The organism is Mycobacterium sp. NPDC003323 (assembly GCF_053589535.1).
In genome coordinates this window covers 1-16,903 of record NZ_JBSFSB010000004.1, presented here as the reverse complement: position 1 = coordinate 16,903, position 16,903 = coordinate 1, and the positions used below count along the sequence as shown (strand labels likewise).

The following is a 16,903-nucleotide window of genomic DNA, read 5'->3' as shown; positions in this document are numbered from 1 at the left end:
GACGTTGTAACGTCACCTCAGCTTGATCGCCGCCATGTACATCTCCACGATCGGCCGATACAGGTCGATATCGTCGAGTTCACTGCCCAGCACCACCGAGTCGCTGGTGGCGACCAGGATGTGCGCGAAGGTCAGCGGGGGGATCAGCAGGGTGGCCCCGAGCCGTTCCATACCGTCGGCGATGAACGTGCTGAGCGCCTCGACCACCTGAGACCGTTGGGCGGCGACGCGCTCGCGTGCGTCCGGATTGCGCAGCAGATAGAGGGTGAACTCCAATCCCAGCGCGCTGTGCTCGGTGCCCCGGTCCAGGCTCAGCTGGCGCCAGCGGGCGGCGATCGCGTCGAGTTCCCGGGCGCCCACCTCGGTCGCCGAGGACAGCACCTCGGCGAAATTGTCGAAGTAACGGCGCCAGTAGCGGTCGCTGACGGCGAAGAAGAGGTCCTCCTTGGTGGAGAAGTGCTTGTAGATCGCCCCTTTGGTGTAGCCGGCGGCCCGCGCGATGTCGTCCAGGCTCGCAGGGGCGAAGCCCTTGTCGGCGAAGACCTCCTCGGCAGCGTCCAGGAGCAGCGATCGGGTCCGTTCGAGTCGTCGCTCGCGCGTCCACTGCTCCACCATGGCGCAATTCTGACACAGGATCCAAGAAACTATAAAGTTACTGAGATACCGGGTGGTATCTTCGCCCGGTGAACGAGAAACCGGCCATCACCGAATCGCTCAGCGACGCAGGGATACCCGTCGAAAAGGGGCCACGCGGGTCCAACCGGGTCAAGGTGCTGGCCGGTGTCGGCGCGGCGATCCTGGCCCTGCAGCTCTACGTCTGGATTCGCTGGATCACCGGGCCGTACTTCGAGCGGGTGCCGCAAGGGCCCAGCGAGCCGCCGCTGTACATGAAGATCCCGCTCATCGCCAACGCGGTGATCCTCTGGATCGCCTTGCCTTTCGCGCTCTGGTACTTCTTCATCAAGCCGTGGCGCCAGGAGCGCAGGATCACCCTCGACGGCATGCTGGTGATCTCGATGGGCCTGATGTTCTTCCAGGACCCGTTCCTCAACTACTTCAACACCTGGTGCACCTACAACACCTGGTTGTGGAACCGCGGATCCTGGGCGCCGTATCTGCCCGGCACGACGAACACCGAACATCCCGGCGCGATGGTGGCCGAACCGCTGTTGACCAACGCACCCGGGTACGCCTACGGCGTCCTGCTCATCACGATCGTCGGCTGTGTGATCATGCGAAAGATCAAGGCCCGCTGGCCGAGTATCAGCAACGTCCGGCTGATCATGGTGACCTATGCCATCGCGTTCGTCTTCGACTTCGTCATGGAGGCCCTGGTGTTGCTGCCGACTGGGCTCTACACCTATCCCGGTGCCATCCAGGCGGTTTCGTTCAACGCCGGCACGTACTACCAGTGGCCGGTCTACGAGGGACTGATGTGGGGCGGGGTGCAGACCGCGCTGTGCTGCCTGCGCTACTTCACCGACGACCGTGGGCGCACCATCATGGAACGCGGCCTCGACAGCGTACGAGGCGGATTCGTCCGCGAACAGTTCACCCGATTCCTGGCGATCTTCGCCGGTGTCAGCGCCTGCTTCTTCTTCCTCTACAACGTGCCCGCGATCTATCTGGGCATGCACGCCGACCCGTGGCCGGAGGATCACCAGAAGCGGTCCTACTTCAACGGTGGCATCTGCGGCGAGGGCACCGACCGACCCTGCCCGCACCCGGACCTGCCGATGCAGCGCAACGACTCCGGGTACATCAACACCGACGGAGAGCTCGTCCTGCCCGAGGGCGCCACCATGCCACCGGTCGTGCCGTTCGAGAGGGCCGACCGATGATCGAAACCACCGCGCGCGCCCCGTTCTACCGGCCGGTGGGTGAGGAGCGTGAGGTGTTCCGGGCCGCGGCGCGTCGCGGCTTCCCGGTGCTGCTCAAGGGCCCGACGGGCTGCGGCAAGACCCGGTTCGTCGAGGCGATGGCACACGAACTCGGCCTCGAACTGATCACCGTCGCCGGCCACGAGGACATGACATCGGCCGACCTGGTGGGCCGGTTCCTGCTCAAGGGCGCAGAGACGGTCTGGGTCGACGGTTCGCTGACGCGGGCGGTGCGCGAGGGTGCCCTGTTCTATCTGGACGAGGTCGTCGAGGCCCGCCAGGACACCACCGTGGTGATCCACCCGCTCGCCGATCACCGGCGCGAACTTCCCGTCGACCGCCTGGGCGTGACATTGCCTGCGGCGCCGGGGTTTCAACTGGTGATCTCGTACAACCCGGGCTACCAGAGCGTGCTGAAAAGCCTCAAGGAGTCCACCCGGCAACGCTTCGTCGCGATCGAACTCGGCTTCCCGCCCGCCGACGTGGAGACCGAGATCCTGGTGCATGAGGCCGGTATCGACCATGCGACCGCACACACCCTGGTCCGGCTGGCCAATGCGATACGCAACCTGCAGGGCTCACCGCTGCGTGAGGCGTCCTCGACCCGGATGCTCATCCTGGCGGCCGGACTGGTGGCCGAGGGGCTGAGCATGCGCACCGCGGTGCAGTCCGCGGTGGTGCAGGTGCTGACCGATGATGCCGATATCGTGCGTGCACTCGGTCAACTCGTCGATGCGATGATGCCGCAGCCGTGACCGACGCACCCGATCAGCTGCGACTGCTGGCCACCTTCGTGGCGGGCAGATCGCTGAAGGTGGGGCACGCCGGCGTACCCCACACCGACGGGCAGACCGTATTCGTCAGCGCCGGAGCGCCGCTGGAGCATCAGCGTCGCGAAATGCTGCTCCAGAGTGCGCTTCTCGGCGCCGGAAGCCTGGCGCCCGACTATGTCAAGGCCATTCGGGGAAGGCGCCGAACCGCCCGCCGCTATCTGTACCTGGAGGGACGTCGGGCTCTCGGTGAACTGGCCGAGCGGTTGCCGCTGGCGGCCGCGATCCTGCCCGACGGTCCACCGCTGACCACCCGTCCCGCAGAATCGCTGGCAGCGGCCCGCGGCCGCGCGCCGGTGCCCGATCCGCCGGACTGGTTCGGTGACATCACCCCCGGTGTCCTGATCCGTACCGACGCGGGCGCGGGTACGGCCGCCACCGACACGGACCTCACGCTGCGGTTCGATCTTGAGGCGGTGCTGCAGAACGACGGGGAAGACGGCGACGACGGCGACGACGGTGACGAGCCGAGCGGAAACAGCAAGCTACTGAAGCTGTTCGAGGCCCCGGTCACTTCGGCGGCGCTATCGGACACGCTGCGCAAGCTGTTCGGCGGCAACCGGTCCAACGGCGACGATTCCGCCGGTGGCGACCTGCGGGTCGGATCCGTGCGCCGGGCAGCGCAGCGGGGCGTGAACGCCCGCCCGGCCCCGACCCCGATCGTGTTCACCGACCACGAGAGACCGGGAGCCGCCGTCGGCGTCGGTGGTGCCCTGTTCCCCGAATGGGACGTCCACCACGGCAGGTACCGCCCGGACTGGTGCCGGGTCGTCGACTTCCCGCTCGCCACCGACGCCGACATCACCGCCGGTGACGTCGCACCCGATCCGGTGCTGCGCAGCCGGTTGTCCCGCGTGGGGCTCGGCCCCAAACGGCTGCGCGGTCGCAGCGACGGTGACGACCTGGACACCGAGGCGCTGACCGCGCTGTGGGTGGACCTGCAGTCCGGATACTCGCCGCCGGAGAACGTCTACGTGGAACGACGCAAACTGGAACGCAATCTGGGTGTGCTCATTCTGGTCGACGCCTCCGGGTCGGTCACCGATGCCGATCCCGACGGTTTGGCGGTACATGAGCATCAGTGCCGGGCCGCCGCCAGGATCGCGGCGACACTGGAGGATCTCGGCGACCGGGTTGCGGTCTACGCCTTCCGCTCCCAGGGGCGCAGCGCGGTGCACCTGCCGGCCGTCAAAACCTTCGATCAGCGCTTCGGTGCTGTCGCTCGGGCGCGACTGAATCAGTTGCAGCCCTCCGGATACACCCGGTTGGGTGCCGCCATCCGTGGAGCGGGGCAGATCCTGAAGAACCAGGCGGGCACACCGAACCGGCTACTGGTCGTGCTGTCCGACGGCTATCCGTACGACAACGGGTACGAGGGTCGGTACGCGGAGGCCGATGCCCATAGCGCGCTCGGGGAGTTGCGTGCCGACGGGGTGGCGTGTCTGTGCCTGTCGATCGGCGTCGGCAACAGCGCCGCGGCCATCCGGCGGGTGTTCGGCTCGGCCTGCAACGCGGCCGGGTCCTCGCTGGCCGAGCTGAGCCCACGGATGGACGAGCTGTTCGGTTCGGCACTGCGTGAGCTGGCCCGTTCTCGATGACTACGGACTTTCAAGGGCTACCCCACGGGGCATGAGCACCATGCTGAATCCGACACGTCGGTTCACATGGGAGGTCGGAGAAGATGAAGGACAGACTGAAGGTCGTGGTCATCGGAGGGACAGGCCTGATCGGCTCCAAGGTCGTCGCCAAGCTGACCGACCTCGGGCATGACGCGGTCGCCGCGTCACCGCGGTCGGGCGTGGACACCATCAGCGGTGCGGGGGTGTCCGACGCGCTCGTCGGGGCGGACGTCGTCGTCGACGTCACCAACTCGCCGTCCTTCGCCGACGATGACGTGCTCGCCTTCTTCACCACCTCGACGGCCAACCTGCTGGCCGCCGAACAGGAGCAGGGCGTCGGGCACCATGTGGCACTCTCGGTGGTCGGCGCCGCCGGCGTACCCGACAGCGGATACATGCGCGCCAAGGTCGCCCAGGAGAAGCTGATCGCCGAATCCGGCGTACCCCACACCATCGTGCGGGCCACCCAGTTCTACGAATTCGTCGAGGCCATCGCGGGATCGGCGACCGACGGGGACACCGTGCGCCTGCCGCACGCGGCGATGCAGCCGATCGCCGCCGAGGACGTCGCCACCGGCGTGACCCGCGCCGCCGCCGGCGACCCGGTCAACGGTCCCGTCGAGATCGCGGGCCCGGAGAAGATCGCGATGGACGACTTCGTGCGCACCGGGCTGGCGGCCAAGGGCGACGCCCGACAGGTCATCACCGACCCCGCCGCTCCCTATTTCGGTGCGGTGATCGACGACCGCAGCATCGTGCCGGCCGGCGCCGCAGTGGTCTACGAGACGACGTTCGCGCAGTGGCTGTCGGCGGTGCCGGCACACTAGCCAGCCGACCGTGCGCATAGTGGTGGTGGGCGGCACCGGAAGGCTGGGCTCGAAAGTACTGCAACAACTGACCGAACGCGGCCACGACGTCATCGCGGCCGCACCCTCGACCGGAGTCGACACCCTCACCGGGGCAGGACTGGACGCCGCGCTCGATGACGCCGACGTCGTGGTCGACGCCTCGAACATGCCCTCACCGGACTGCGACGAGGCGCGCAGCTTCTTCGTGAACTCGACACTGAACCTGCAGGCGGCCGCCGAGTCGGCCGGGGTACGGCACCACGTCGTGCTGTCCCTGGTCGGGGTGGACCGGTTGGCATCGGTCAACGGCTACCACGCCGCGAAGCTGTTGCAAGAGGAACTCGTGCTGGCCGGGTCACTGCCGTACACCATCGTCCGGTCCACCCAGTCCTTCGAATTCCTATTCAGCGCACCACAACTCGGTGCCGGCGGCACTGTCCGGGTCCCGCCTGCGGTGCTGGCGCCCATCGCCTGCGCCGACGCCGCCGAATCGCTGGCGATCGCGGCGGTCGGCGAGCCGATGGGTGATGTCATCGAGGTGAGCGGGCCGGCCTCCCACCGACTCGACGAGATGATCCAGACCGCGTTCGTCGCCCGGGGCGACCGCCGCGTCGTGCAGGCCGACCCGTCGGCGCCGTTCCGGGGGATCCCCGCCGGTGTGCTCACCGTGTTGCCGTCGGCCGGTGCCATCCGTTTCGAGACCCGATTCGAGGACTGGTTGTTGCGGAGCATCGTCAGCCGATGAGCATGACCGATGAGTCAAGATCGGCGTCGCGCTACGATCGAGCGACCATGTCTGGTGAGCTTCGGGGGCACCGGCTTCAGGGACGCAGCAGAGAGTGCGAAGCCCTGCGGGCCATGCTCGCGACCGCTCGATCCGGTGACAGCCGGGTGCTGGTGCTCCATGGCGAAGCCGGTGTCGGGAAGACCTCGCTGTTGCGACAGTTGCTCACCGAGGCCGACGGATTCCGCGTGACGCGGGTGTCGGGCATCGAATCCGATATGGAGTTGGCGTTCGCCGGTCTGCACCAGCTGTGCGCGCCGCTGCTGGAGCATGTCGGCGAACTGCCCGAACCGCAGCGCGCGGCCCTCGACGTCGCCTTCGGCCTGGGCGTCGGGCCGACACCGGACCGGTTCCTGGTCGGGTTGGCGGTGCTGAGCCTGATGGCGGCCGCCGCCGAGCACCGACCGCTGCTGTGCGTCGTCGACGATGCACAGTGGCTCGACGAGGTGTCGGTGCAGACATTGGGATTCGTGGCCCGCCGATTGCTGGCCGAACCGGTCGCGTTGATCTTCGCCGTCCGTGACGGCGGTGCGCCGGTGCTGCCGGGCCTTCCGGAGATGACGATCACCGGACTGTCCGACAGCGGGGCCCGGGAACTGCTGGACGCGGTGTTGATCGGCCGCCTCGACGAACGGGTGCGCGACCGCATCATCGCCGAGACGCGCGGCATCCCGCTGGCGCTGCTGGAGGCGCCCCACAGCCTGTCGGCGACGGAACTGGCGGGCGGGTTCGCGCCGTCGGCGACGCTGAGCACCGCGGGTCAGCTCGAGGAACGGTTCATCGGCCGGATCCGGTCACTTCCGGCGCCGACCCGGCGCCTGATCCTCACCGCGGCCGCCGAACCCGTCGGTGACGCCGCGCTGTTCCTGCGCGCCGCAGCTCATCTCGGCATCCCGGTGGACGCGCTGACCCCCGCCGAGGATGCCGGCGTGATCGAGTTCGGACCTCGGATGCGATTTCATCACCCGCTCATGCGGTCGGCCGCCTACCGCGCGGCCGACCTGACCGAGCGCCGCACCGTGCACCACGCCCTCGCGATGGCCACCGATGAGAAGTCGGATCCGGACCGGCGCGCCTGGCATGCCGCCCATGCGGCATCCGGACCCGATGACGCGGTGGCCGCCGATCTGGAACTGTCCGCCGATCGGGCCCAGACCCGCGGCGGTATCGCCGCCGCCGCGGCCTTCCTGGAGCGGGCCGCGATCCTGACCTCGGACCCGGCCCGGCGCGGTTCCCGGGCGCTGGCCGCCGCGCAGGCCAAACGCGATGCCGCCGCACCGGAGGCCGCCTACGAACTGCTGGCCACCGCGCAGATGTGCCCGCTGACAGACCTGCAACGGGCCCAGGCCGCCCGGTTGCGCGCGCAGATGGAGTTCGCCCGCAGCCGCGGCGGAGAGGCCGGCGCACCGAAACTGGCCGAGACCGCGGCACAACTGCTGACGGCGGCACGCGGTCTGGACGGCCTGGCCGATGACCTGGCCCGCGAGACCTACCTGGAGGCTTTGGCGGCGGCGATGTTCGCCGCACGGTGCGGTGAACCCGGCGGGCTGGAACGCGCCGCGGCGGCAGCCCGCACCGCGATGCAGCGGGTGACGACGCCGCACCGGCCCATCGACCTGCTGCTGGCCGGGATGGCCGATGTGATCACCGGTGGGCTGAGCGCGGGGCAGACCGCTCTGCGCGAGGCGCTGCAGCGGTGGTGTGATCAGGCCCGGCACAACGACAGCCAGGCGATGCGGCTGCTCTCACTGGCCTTCCCGATCGTGCAGGAATCGGCAGCCGGCGAGCTGTGGGATGACGAGATGATCCTGCGCACCGCCGATGTCATGGTCGCCTACGTCAGGCACGCCGGTGCGCTCACAGTGCTGCCCGCCGCGCTGGCCTACCGGGCCGGGATACACGTGTTGGCAGGGGAATTCGGATCTGCAGCCACCTTGCTGGACGAGGCCGATGCCATCTCGACGGCCACGCACTACCGGCCGATGAAATATCACCGGCTGCATCTGGAGGCCTGGCGCGGGTCGGCCGCCGACATGGTGCCGCTGATCGCCGCGGCAGGTGCCGAGGGCGCCGACAAGGGGGAGGGGCGCCTGCTCGGAGTCAGCAAGTACTGTGCCGCAATCCTTCACAACGGACTCGGGCACTACGACGAGGCGGTCGCAGCGGCCCGGCAGGCGGCCGAGTTCTACGATATCGGCTTCGGCGGCTGGTGCCTGCTCGAGCTGGTGGAGGCCGCCACGCATGCCGGGCAGTCCGAGGAGGCGCGCTCGGCCGCGCAGCGGTTGGCGTCCCGGGCCGGCGCCAGTGGAACGAGCTGGGGGCTGGGCGCTTTGGCGCGCGCGCAGGCCCTGCTGGCCGACGGCGACGACGCCGACCGATTGTTCACCGAGGCGCTCGCCTGTTTCGAACGCACCGGTGTGACGGTGCAACTGGCCCGCACCCATCTGAGCTACGGCGAATGGTTGCGCCGGACCGGTCGGCGCTCGGACGCCCGGCGCCATCTCGGCGGTGCGCACGAGATGTTCACCGGGATGGGCGCGCAGGCCTTCGCCGAACGGACCCGCCGGGAACTGGTGGCCAGCGGTGAGAAGGTGCGCAGACAGCCCGTCGCCGGCGGTGACGCGCTGACCGCACAGGAGGCCCAGATCGCCCGGTTGGTGGCCGACGGTTTGACCAATCAGGAGATCGGCGCGCAACTGTTCATCAGTACCCACACGGTCGAATGGCATCTGCGCAAGGTGTTCGTCAAACTCGGCGTCAGCTCGCGGCGGCAACTGCGCACCAGCATCCCGTCCGGCTGACTACGGATGATCAAGGGCTCGCATCACCGGCCCGGCTGCCACCGTGGGGATATGTCGAGAATCCTGTTGCAGACCACGATCGTCGAGAACGCCGAGGACTGGGACATCACCCGGTTCACCCTGTTGGCCGCCGAACTGCGGGCCGCCGGCCACGACGTGGTGGCGCGTGACCGTGCCGCCGGTGCCGGTGATGATCCGGTGCTCAGCCACATCGACGAGCTCGGATTCGACCAACTGTGGTTGATGGCCGTTGATCTCGGGGACGGGCTGAGCGCCGCCGATGCCGAGGCGATCGTCCGGTTCCGCGGTGACGGGGGCGGCGTGCTGACCGCCCGCGATCATCAAGACCTGGGTTGCTGCTTGCTGCGCCTGGGATCGCTGGGCGAGGTCAACCAGTTCCACGACGCCGCCGAGGACCCCGCCACCCTGTGCGACGACCAGGACAATCCGGACATCTCCTGGCCCAACTACCATTCCGGCGCCAACGGCGACTACCAGCCGGTCCTCGTCGACGGGCCGCCCCATCACCTGCTGCGCACCACGCAGACCCGCAGCGGACGGGTGGAGTGGTTCCCGGCGCACCCCCATGAGGGGGCGGTCTCCGCCGCGGTACCGCACGCGACGGTGTTGGCGCAGGGCCGCAGCGCGCACACCGGCCGCCGGTTCAACCTCGCGGTACTGCTCGACGGTGAGCACACCCCCGACGGCCGGCCGGTGGGCCGGGCCGTGGCGGCCTCGACGTTTCACCACTTCGCCGACTACAACTGGGATGTCGACCGCGGCGCTCCCGCCTTCGTGACCGAACTGGCGGGTACCGGGATGAAGGAGGATCCGTATCCGCTGCTGGCCTTCAAGGACTATGTGCGCAACGTCGCCGAGTGGCTGTCGCCGGGCCATTCGACCGCGCTGTCGGCGATCAGCAGCAGCTCATCACCGGCGGCGAACACGTCCTCGGGTTGCGGAACACGTACCGCGTCCGCGCGCAGTAACGTGACCAGTGCGGTGTTCGCCGGTAGCGACAGTTGACCGACACTGCATCCGATCAACGGATCATCTTCTGCCAGCGTGATTTTGGTCAGTGCGGCGTGCCCCTCGCGCAGGCCCATCAACCGCACCAGATGGCCGACGTCGATCGCGCCCTCGACCCCGGCGACCAGCGCGCCCGGAGTCGACATGGCGACGTCGATGCCCCACGCCGCGCCGAAAAGCCACTGATTGGCAACATCGTTGATGCGCGCCACCACCCTGGCCACGCCGAACTCGGTCTTGGCGAGCAGGCCGATGACGAGGTTGGCCTTGTCGTCCCCGGTGGCGGCGATCACCACATCGCACGTCTGCGCACCGGCTTCCTGCAGGGTGGACAGTTCGCACGCATCACCCAGTAACCAGTCGGCCGCCGGCACGGTGTGCGGTTCGAAGCGACGCCGCTCGCGCTCGATCAGAAGCACCTTGTGTCCGTAGTCGAGAAGCTCGTGCGCCACCGATCGGCCGACGTTGCCGGCCCCGGCAATCCCGATCCGCATCTTGCGCACTGCCACCCCGTTATCTTGACTTATCGCGGTAGGGGGACGGGACCGAAATGACGCTGCACGAGCTGTACCTGGCGATGTTGGTCGGGGGTCTCGTGCTGCTGGCCAGCATCGTCGGCACGCGGGTGGCCACCAGGGTCGGCTTCCCGGCGCTGCTGTTCTTCCTGCTCGTCGGCGTGGTGCTGGGCGAGGACGGTCTGGGCGTGGACTTCGACAGCCTGGAGCTGGCCCGCAACGTGTGCACCGCGGCACTGGCGGTCATCCTCGTCGAAGGCGGATTGACGACGCGGTTCGCCGATATCCGAAGGGTGTTGGCGCCGGCGGCGGCGCTGGCCACCGTCGGTGTCCTGGTGAGCACTGCCGTGACGGCGGCGGGCGCACATTTCCTGCTGGGCTTCGACTGGCAGCTGGCGCTGCTGCTGGGGGCCATCGTGTCGTCCACCGATGCCGCCGCGGTGTTCTCGGTGTTGCGGGTGCTTCCGCTGCCGCGCCGGCTGGCCGGGCTGCTGGAAGCAGAGTCGGGCTTCAACGACGCGCCCGCGGTGATCCTGGTGCTGATGTTCAGCGCGGTGCCGTTCGTGTTCGAACCGACCGGCACATTGTGGGAGATCGTCTTCGAACTGGTCGCCGGTGCGGTGATCGGGCTAGGGGTCGGGTTCCTGGGCGCAGCGACATTGCGCCGCATCGCGTTGCCGGCCTCCGGGCTGTACCCGATCGCAACCTTCGGCTTGGGGGTGGTGGCGTTCGCCTCCGCAGGCAGCGTGCACGGGAGCGGTTTCCTGGCCGCCTATCTGGCCGCGGTGGTGCTGGCCAATTCCGGTCTGCCGCACCGGTCCACGACGCGTTCGTTCGCCGAGGGTCTGGGGTGGCTGGCCCAGATCGGGTTGTTCGTGCTGCTCGGTCTGCTGGTCGATCCCAGCGAGTTGGGCCGCGACCTGGTTCCGGCCATCGTCACCGGCCTGGTGCTGCTGCTGGTGGCCCGCCCGCTGTCGGTGGCCGCCTCCCTGGTCGGGTTCGGGATCCCGCTGCGCGAGCAACTGTTCCTGTCGTGGGCGGGATTGCGCGGAGCGGTGCCCATCGTGCTGGCGACCTTCCCGATCGTCGCGGGAGTGACGGGCAGTGCCGGGCTGCTCAACATCGTGTTCATCCTGGTCGTCATCTTCACGCTGATCCAGGCGCCGAGCCTGCACCTGGTGGCCCGGCTGCTGCGGTTGACCGATGCCGGTGCCACCCGCGAGATCCAGGTTGAGGCCGCCCCGCTCGATGTCCTGGACGCCGAATTGCTGACCATGAAGGTGCAGTCGCCGTCACGGCTGCACAATGTGACGATCCTGGAGTTGCGATTGCCCGACCCGGCGGTCATCACGCTGATCATCCGGGATGGTCACACCTTCGTGCCGCTGCCCGACACCCGCATCGCAATCGGTGACGAACTGCTGATCGTCACCACCGGTGCGATGCGCGCCGCGGCCGAGGCGCGGTTGCGGGCGGTCAGCCGTCGCGGCAAGTTGGCCTACTGGTTCGACGAGTACGGCGACCCGGAGTAGGCATGATCATCGGCGTGGCGGATGGCCGGAATCGCGGCGACATGGTCAGCTGGTGAGGATGTCTTCCTCGCGTGCCCTCCAGCTGACAGTCGGATTCGCGGCCGTCGGCGCCGCGCTGCTTGCGGTGGCCGCCACCGCAGGCGCCGAACCCGAAACGGACAACCAGGGTTACCTGCAGTCGTTCGCGCGGTGTGCCGCCCCCGCGACGGCGGTCATCTTCGGTAGCACCGCGACCTCTCGCGTCGCCATCTGCGAGGACGCCGACGGCGCCCTGGAGTACCGCGGCGTGCGGGTGCGGGACGGCGCTCAGCTGTCCCTGCCTGCCACCCGCTCCGGCGACGGGTACGTGGCCTTCAACGACGGCCAGTCCTACACGGTGACGTCGGAGTCCCTGGTCTTCAGCGTCGGCGATGACGTGGTCCGCACCGAAGATCTGACCGATGTGCACGAGCCCGGTGCCACCTCGAGTGATACATCGACCACGCCGTCGACCGCGTCATCGACAACAGCCCCCGCGACAACAACTCCCGCGACAACAACGGCGGTCACGACGACGACCACCCCGTTGCCACCGCCGGGGCCCGCCGAAATCGGGGGTCAGCTAGGAGAGGTGTTCAGCGGCGGGCCGCGATGACTGCAGCATCCGCTGGGCGCAGTCGAGCAGGATGCGGTGCAGATCCTGATCGGCGATGTCCTGCAGATGCGGCTCGGCGGTGCTGCCGAAGATGCCCGAGGTGATCATGCCGATGGTGACGCGAGTTTCCGCGTCGTGTGTGGTGCCGATCAGCAGTTCGCGCAGGCTGTCGGTGACGGCCTCGAACTCCTCGTGCGACTGCACCAGCGCCAGCACGGCGGGGTCGCCGTAGAACATCGAACCGATGCGGCGGTGCCGGACGGCCAGTTCGACGAAGCCACTTATCGCGGCATCGCGGCGGGATTCCGGCGAGGCGATCGATTCGGCGATCCGGACCAACCGCTCCATATCGTCGAAGACCGGTCGCACCACCGCGAGGACGATGTCGTCCTTGGTGTGGAACTGGTAGTAGATGGCGGCCTTCCGGACGCCGAGATGATCGGCGATCATCTGTAGCGAGGTACCGTTGACGCCACGCTCGGCGAAGAGATGGAGCGCGGCCTCGATCACACGCTCACGTGCGAATCCGCGTTGCGACACCGGCTTGGCCACTCGATCCCCCCTCTCCGTCCCGGGACACTTTTACATGTCGCTTGCCGCGATGCGGACGTTAAGTAGCGCTGGTCACATTTTCTAGCCGTGCGACTTGTAGAAGCTTAGCCGCGTGGCTAACCTGACCGCAGTTGGATAAGGCTACGCTTACCCGCGCCCGAGCGTTGGCCGTACGCGGCATGAAAGGCCACAGCGAATGGCATCTCAGCAGTGAACGTGCTGAAGAAGATCTGGATCCCGCTGGTGATTCTGGCGGTGGTGTTCGTCAGTACGTTCACGGTGATGCGGGTGCGCACGTTCTTCGGGACGGGCCCGGGCTATGTGTCCACCGAGAACAGCGCCGCCGATGACAGCGAGCCGTTCGACCCGAAGGTCGTCAAGTACGAGATGTGGGGCGAGCCGGGCGCGACGGCCAACGTGAACTACATGGACCTCGACGCCAAGCCGGTGCGGGTGGACAACGTGACGCTGCCGTGGGAGATCACGCTGAGCACGACGGCTCCGTCGGTGTTCCCGACGATCTCGGGTCAGGGCGACGGCAGCACGTTGTCGTGCCGGATCACCGTCGATGACGAGGTCAAGGATGAGCGCACCGTCAACGGCGTGGGCGCGCACACCTACTGCCTGGTGAAGTCGGCATGACCTTCACCTCCGGACCCGATGAGCCGCGCACCGACGCCATTCCGGTCGCCCAACCGCCGCATCGCGGCGGCATCGCGCTGTGGATCCGGCGGTTGGCCCTGCCGATCATCATCGGCTGGGTCGTCGTCATCGGATTCCTGAACGTCTCGGTACCGCAGCTGGAGACCGTCGGCGAGATGCGCTCGGTGTCGATGAGTCCGGACAACGCCCCGGCCGTCATCGCGACCAAGCGTGTCGGCACCGTGTTCGACGAGTTCACCTCCGACAGCTCGGCGATGATCGTGCTGGAGGACGAGAACCAGCTCGACGAGGCCGATCGCGACTTCTACAACGAGATGATCGACCGGCTGGAAGCCGACCCGGAGCACGTCCAGCACGTGCAGGACTTCTGGGGCGATCCGCTGACGGCGGCCGGCGCACAGAGCAGCGACGGCACGTCCACCTACGTGCAGGTGTACACCGCGGGTAACCAGGGTGAGGCGCTGGCCAACGAGTCCATCGAGAAGGTCCAGGACATCGTCTACGGCATGACGCCGCCGCCGGGGCTGAAGGTCTTCGTCACCGGGCCTGCCGCGCTGGCGGCCGATCAGCAGATCGCCGCCGACCGTAGCCTCCGGATGATCGAGGGCCTGACCTTCTGCGTCATCATCGTGATGCTGCTGCTGATCTACCGGTCCTTCGTGACGATGCTGATCACCATCGTCATGGTGGTGCTGTGCCTGTTGTCGGCGCGCGGGGTGGTCGCGTTCCTGGGCTATCACGAGATCATCGGGCTGTCGGTCTTTGCCACGAGCCTGTTGGTGACGTTGGCCATCGCCGCGTCGACGGACTACGCCATCTTCCTATTGGGCCGATATCAGGAGGCCCGTGCCGCCGGGGACGACCGGGAAGCCGCGTACTTCACGATGTTCCACGGCACGGCGCATGTGGTGATGGGCTCGGGTCTGACCATCGCGGGTGCGACGTTCTGTCTGCACTTCACCAACATGCCGTACTTCGTCACCCTCGGTATCCCGCTTGCCATCGGCATGGTGGTCGTGGTGCTCGCGGCGCTGACCATCGGGCCGGCCATCATCTCGGTGGCTTCCCGGTTCGGCAAGACGCTGGAGCCCAAGCGCGCCATGCGCACCCGCGGCTGGCGCAAGATCGGCGCGGCCATCGTGCGCTGGCCCGGCCCGATCCTGGTCGCCACGATGGCGATCAGCATGATCGGTCTGGTCGCGTTGCCCGGCTATCAGACCAGTTACAACGACCGCAATTACCTCCCCACCGATCTGCCCGCCCAGGAGGGCTACGCCGCGGCCGACCGGCACTTCTCGCAGGCCCGGATGAATCCCGAACTGCTGCTGGTGGAAAGCGATCACGATCTGCGCAACTCGGCGGACTTCCTGGTGATCGACAAGATCGCCAAGGCCATCTTCCGCACCGAGGGTGTGGGCCGGGTGCAGGCGATCACGCGTCCGCAGGGAACCCCGATCGAGCACACCTCGATCCCGTTCCAGATCAGCATGCAGGGCACGACGCAGAAGATGAACGAGAAGTACCAGCAGGACATGATGGCCAACATGCTCAAGCAGGCCGACGATATGGCCACCACCATCGCGAGCATGGAGAAGATGAACTCCATCACCGTGCAGATGGCGGAGACGACATCGTCGATGGTGGCCAAGATGAAGAACATGTCGCTGGACATCGCCGAATTGCGGGACAACATCGCCAATTTCGACGATTTCTTCCGGCCGCTGCGCAACTACTTCTACTGGGAACCGCACTGCTTCAACATCCCGGGGTGCTGGGCCATCCGGTCGATCTTCGACACCCTCGACGGGATCGACGTGATGACCGACAACTTCGAACAGATCATCCCGGACATGGAGCGCCTCGATGCGCTGATGCCCCAAATGGTCGTGCTCATGCCGCAGATGATCGCGACCATGAAGAACATGCAGCGCTACATGCTGACCATGTATCAGACCCAAAAAGGCATCCAGGATCAGATGTCGGCGATGCAGGACAACTCGTCGGCCATGGGTGAGGCCTTCGATGCCGCCCAGAACGACGACTCCTTCTATCTGCCGCCGGAGACCTTCGAGAACGAAGACTTCAAGCGCGGTATGAAGAACTTCCTGTCACCGGACGGGCACGCGGTGCGGTTCATCATCAGCCACGACGGGGATCCGCTCAGCGCCGAGGGCATCGCGAAGATCGACGCGATCAAGAACGCGGCCAAGGAAGCGATCAAGGGCACTCCGCTGGAGGGTTCCAAGATCTACCTCGGTGGTACCGCGGCGACCTTCAAGGACATGCAGGACGGGGCGAACTGGGACCTGATCATCGCCGGGATCGCTTCCATCGCACTGATTTTCATCATCATGTTGTTGATCACCCGCAGCGTGGTGGCCGCGGGGGTGATCGTCGGCACGGTGGTGATCTCGCTGGCCTCTGCACTCGGACTCTCGGTGCTGATCTGGCAGCACATCATCGGCATCCCGCTGCACTGGATGGTGTTGCCGATGGCGGTGATCATCCTGTTGGCCGTGGGTGCGGACTACAACCTGCTGTTGGTGGCGCGCCTGAAAGAGGAGATCCACGCCGGTCTGGCCACCGGCATGATCCGTGCCATGGGCGGTAGCGGGTCGGTGGTGACGGCCGCGGGTCTGGTCTTCGCGTTCACCATGATCTCGATGGCTGTCAGCGAGCTCACCGTGATGGGCCAGGTCGGCACGACCATCGGTCTGGGTCTGTTGTTCGACACGCTGGTGATCCGGGCGTTCATGACACCCTCGATCGCCGCGCTGCTGGGCAAGTGGTTCTGGTGGCCGCAGCAGGTGCGTCGCCGCCCGCTTCCGGTGCCGTGGCCCGAGCCGCCGGCAGAGCGCGTCCCGGTCGACAGCAAGTAAGGAGATCGCAGTGGGCACAAAGAAATTCGCGACAGCACTGGGTGCGGCCCTGGCCGCCGGCTCGGTGCTGTTGGCCGCGCCGGCGCAGGCCGATCCGGACTCGGCGTTCGCCGAGGAGTTGCAGGGCTACGGGATCTACGGCCAGAAGGACTTCAACGCCTGGATCGGCAAGATCGCCTGCAAACGCCTCGACCGCGGCGTCGACCACAACGCCCAGGACTCGGCCGAATTCGTCTCCGACCAACTGGTCCGCGGCACCACCACCGAACAGGCCTGGCAGTTCCTGGGCGCAGCGATGAACTACTACTGCCCCGACAAACGCGTCCTGCTCACCCAG

14 protein-coding genes and 1 pseudogene are annotated in these 16,903 nt (G+C 67.4%); 12 read left to right on the top strand and 3 right to left on the bottom strand.

Going from position 1 to position 16,903, the window contains the following annotated elements:
- Positions 1 to 12: 12 nt before the first annotated feature.
- Complete coding sequence (locus ACWDUN_RS12245) at positions 13 to 615, bottom strand: TetR/AcrR family transcriptional regulator (RefSeq protein ID WP_449928870.1); 603 nt, start codon at positions 613 to 615, stop codon at positions 13 to 15.
- Positions 616 to 683: 68 nt separating this feature from the next.
- On the opposite strand from ACWDUN_RS12245, the gene ACWDUN_RS12240 reads away from it, so the two are divergent.
- The 7 genes and pseudogenes from ACWDUN_RS12240 to ACWDUN_RS12210 form a co-directional block, all read left to right on the top strand.
- On the top strand, positions 684 to 1,841 hold the full coding sequence (locus ACWDUN_RS12240; RefSeq protein WP_449928868.1) for a spirocyclase AveC family protein: 1,158 nt from the start codon (positions 684 to 686) through the stop codon (positions 1,839 to 1,841).
- Positions 1,838 to 2,635 (top strand): AAA family ATPase, encoded by a 798-nt coding sequence (locus ACWDUN_RS12235; RefSeq protein WP_449928866.1) that lies wholly within the window; start codon positions 1,838 to 1,840, stop codon positions 2,633 to 2,635. Before ACWDUN_RS12240 ends, ACWDUN_RS12235 begins: the two co-directional genes overlap by 4 nt.
- Positions 2,632 to 4,308: a VWA domain-containing protein gene (locus tag ACWDUN_RS12230; protein ID WP_449928864.1), complete on the top strand. Its 1,677-nt coding sequence runs from the start codon at positions 2,632 to 2,634 to the stop codon at positions 4,306 to 4,308. The genes ACWDUN_RS12235 and ACWDUN_RS12230 overlap by 4 nt, the downstream gene beginning before the upstream one ends.
- Before the next feature lie 95 nt (positions 4,309 to 4,403).
- A complete protein-coding gene (locus ACWDUN_RS12225; protein WP_449929527.1) occupies positions 4,404 to 5,156 on the top strand; it encodes an SDR family oxidoreductase in 753 nt (250 codons plus the stop codon).
- Between the two features lie 10 nt (positions 5,157 to 5,166).
- Positions 5,167 to 5,922: an SDR family oxidoreductase gene (locus ACWDUN_RS12220; protein ID WP_449928862.1), complete on the top strand. Its 756-nt coding sequence runs from the start codon at positions 5,167 to 5,169 to the stop codon at positions 5,920 to 5,922.
- 47 nt (positions 5,923 to 5,969) lie between these two features.
- Complete coding sequence (locus ACWDUN_RS12215; RefSeq protein WP_449928860.1) at positions 5,970 to 8,762, top strand: helix-turn-helix transcriptional regulator; 2,793 nt, start codon at positions 5,970 to 5,972, stop codon at positions 8,760 to 8,762.
- A 51-nt stretch (positions 8,763 to 8,813) separates the two neighbouring features.
- Positions 8,814 to 9,647, top strand: a pseudogene (locus ACWDUN_RS12210) (hypothetical protein); the annotation flags it as partial.
- Here ACWDUN_RS12210 and ACWDUN_RS12205 read toward each other — a convergent pair.
- The gene (locus ACWDUN_RS12205; RefSeq protein WP_449929525.1) at positions 9,620 to 10,285 is read right to left on the bottom strand and encodes a potassium channel family protein; all 666 of its coding nucleotides are present in this window, start codon (positions 10,283 to 10,285) and stop codon (positions 9,620 to 9,622) included. The pseudogene ACWDUN_RS12210 and the gene ACWDUN_RS12205 sit on opposite strands and share 28 nt — an antisense overlap.
- A 56-nt stretch (positions 10,286 to 10,341) precedes the next feature.
- Here ACWDUN_RS12205 and ACWDUN_RS12200 point away from each other — a divergent pair, with 56 nt between their 5' ends.
- Together ACWDUN_RS12200 and ACWDUN_RS12195 are read left to right on the top strand one after the other, a co-directional pair.
- Positions 10,342 to 11,838 (top strand): potassium/proton antiporter, encoded by a 1,497-nt coding sequence (locus tag ACWDUN_RS12200; protein ID WP_449928858.1) that lies wholly within the window; start codon positions 10,342 to 10,344, stop codon positions 11,836 to 11,838.
- A 58-nt stretch (positions 11,839 to 11,896) separates the two neighbouring features.
- A complete protein-coding gene (locus ACWDUN_RS12195) occupies positions 11,897 to 12,472 on the top strand; it encodes a hypothetical protein (RefSeq protein WP_449928856.1) in 576 nt (191 codons plus the stop codon).
- Here ACWDUN_RS12195 and ACWDUN_RS12190 read toward each other — a convergent pair.
- Entirely contained in the window at positions 12,440 to 13,024 is a 585-nt protein-coding gene (locus tag ACWDUN_RS12190; RefSeq protein ID WP_449928854.1) for a TetR/AcrR family transcriptional regulator, read from the bottom strand. The genes ACWDUN_RS12195 and ACWDUN_RS12190 overlap by 33 nt on opposite strands.
- Positions 13,025 to 13,234: 210 nt before the next feature.
- Between ACWDUN_RS12190 and ACWDUN_RS12185 the strand changes: the two genes are divergently transcribed.
- The 3 genes from ACWDUN_RS12185 to ACWDUN_RS12175 form a co-directional block, all read left to right on the top strand.
- Entirely contained in the window at positions 13,235 to 13,666 is a 432-nt protein-coding gene (locus ACWDUN_RS12185; protein ID WP_449928852.1) for an MmpS family transport accessory protein, read from the top strand.
- Positions 13,663 to 16,566: an MMPL/RND family transporter gene (locus tag ACWDUN_RS12180; protein ID WP_449928850.1), complete on the top strand. Its 2,904-nt coding sequence runs from the start codon at positions 13,663 to 13,665 to the stop codon at positions 16,564 to 16,566. The genes ACWDUN_RS12185 and ACWDUN_RS12180 overlap by 4 nt, the downstream gene beginning before the upstream one ends.
- A 10-nt stretch (positions 16,567 to 16,576) precedes the next feature.
- Positions 16,577 to 16,903, top strand: a 327-nt coding sequence (locus tag ACWDUN_RS12175; RefSeq protein WP_449928848.1) for a DUF732 domain-containing protein, incomplete at its 3' end; no start/stop codon positions are given.

What these genes read in the sequence shown, in the direction of transcription:
- ACWDUN_RS12245 (WP_449928870.1), bottom strand. Translation starts at nt 615, where the DNA reads ATGGTGGAGCAGTGGACGCGCGAGCGACGACTCGAACGGACCCGATCG.
- ACWDUN_RS12235 (WP_449928866.1), top strand. Translation starts at nt 1,838, where the DNA reads ATGATCGAAACCACCGCGCGCGCCCCGTTCTACCGGCCGGTGGGTGAG.
- ACWDUN_RS12215 (WP_449928860.1), top strand. Translation starts at nt 5,970, where the DNA reads ATGTCTGGTGAGCTTCGGGGGCACCGGCTTCAGGGACGCAGCAGAGAG.
- ACWDUN_RS12205 (WP_449929525.1), bottom strand. Translation starts at nt 10,285, where the DNA reads ATGCGGATCGGGATTGCCGGGGCCGGCAACGTCGGCCGATCGGTGGCG.
- ACWDUN_RS12200 (WP_449928858.1), top strand. Translation starts at nt 10,342, where the DNA reads ATGACGCTGCACGAGCTGTACCTGGCGATGTTGGTCGGGGGTCTCGTG.
- ACWDUN_RS12195 (WP_449928856.1), top strand. Translation starts at nt 11,897, where the DNA reads ATGTCTTCCTCGCGTGCCCTCCAGCTGACAGTCGGATTCGCGGCCGTC.
- ACWDUN_RS12180 (WP_449928850.1), top strand. Translation starts at nt 13,663, where the DNA reads ATGACCTTCACCTCCGGACCCGATGAGCCGCGCACCGACGCCATTCCG.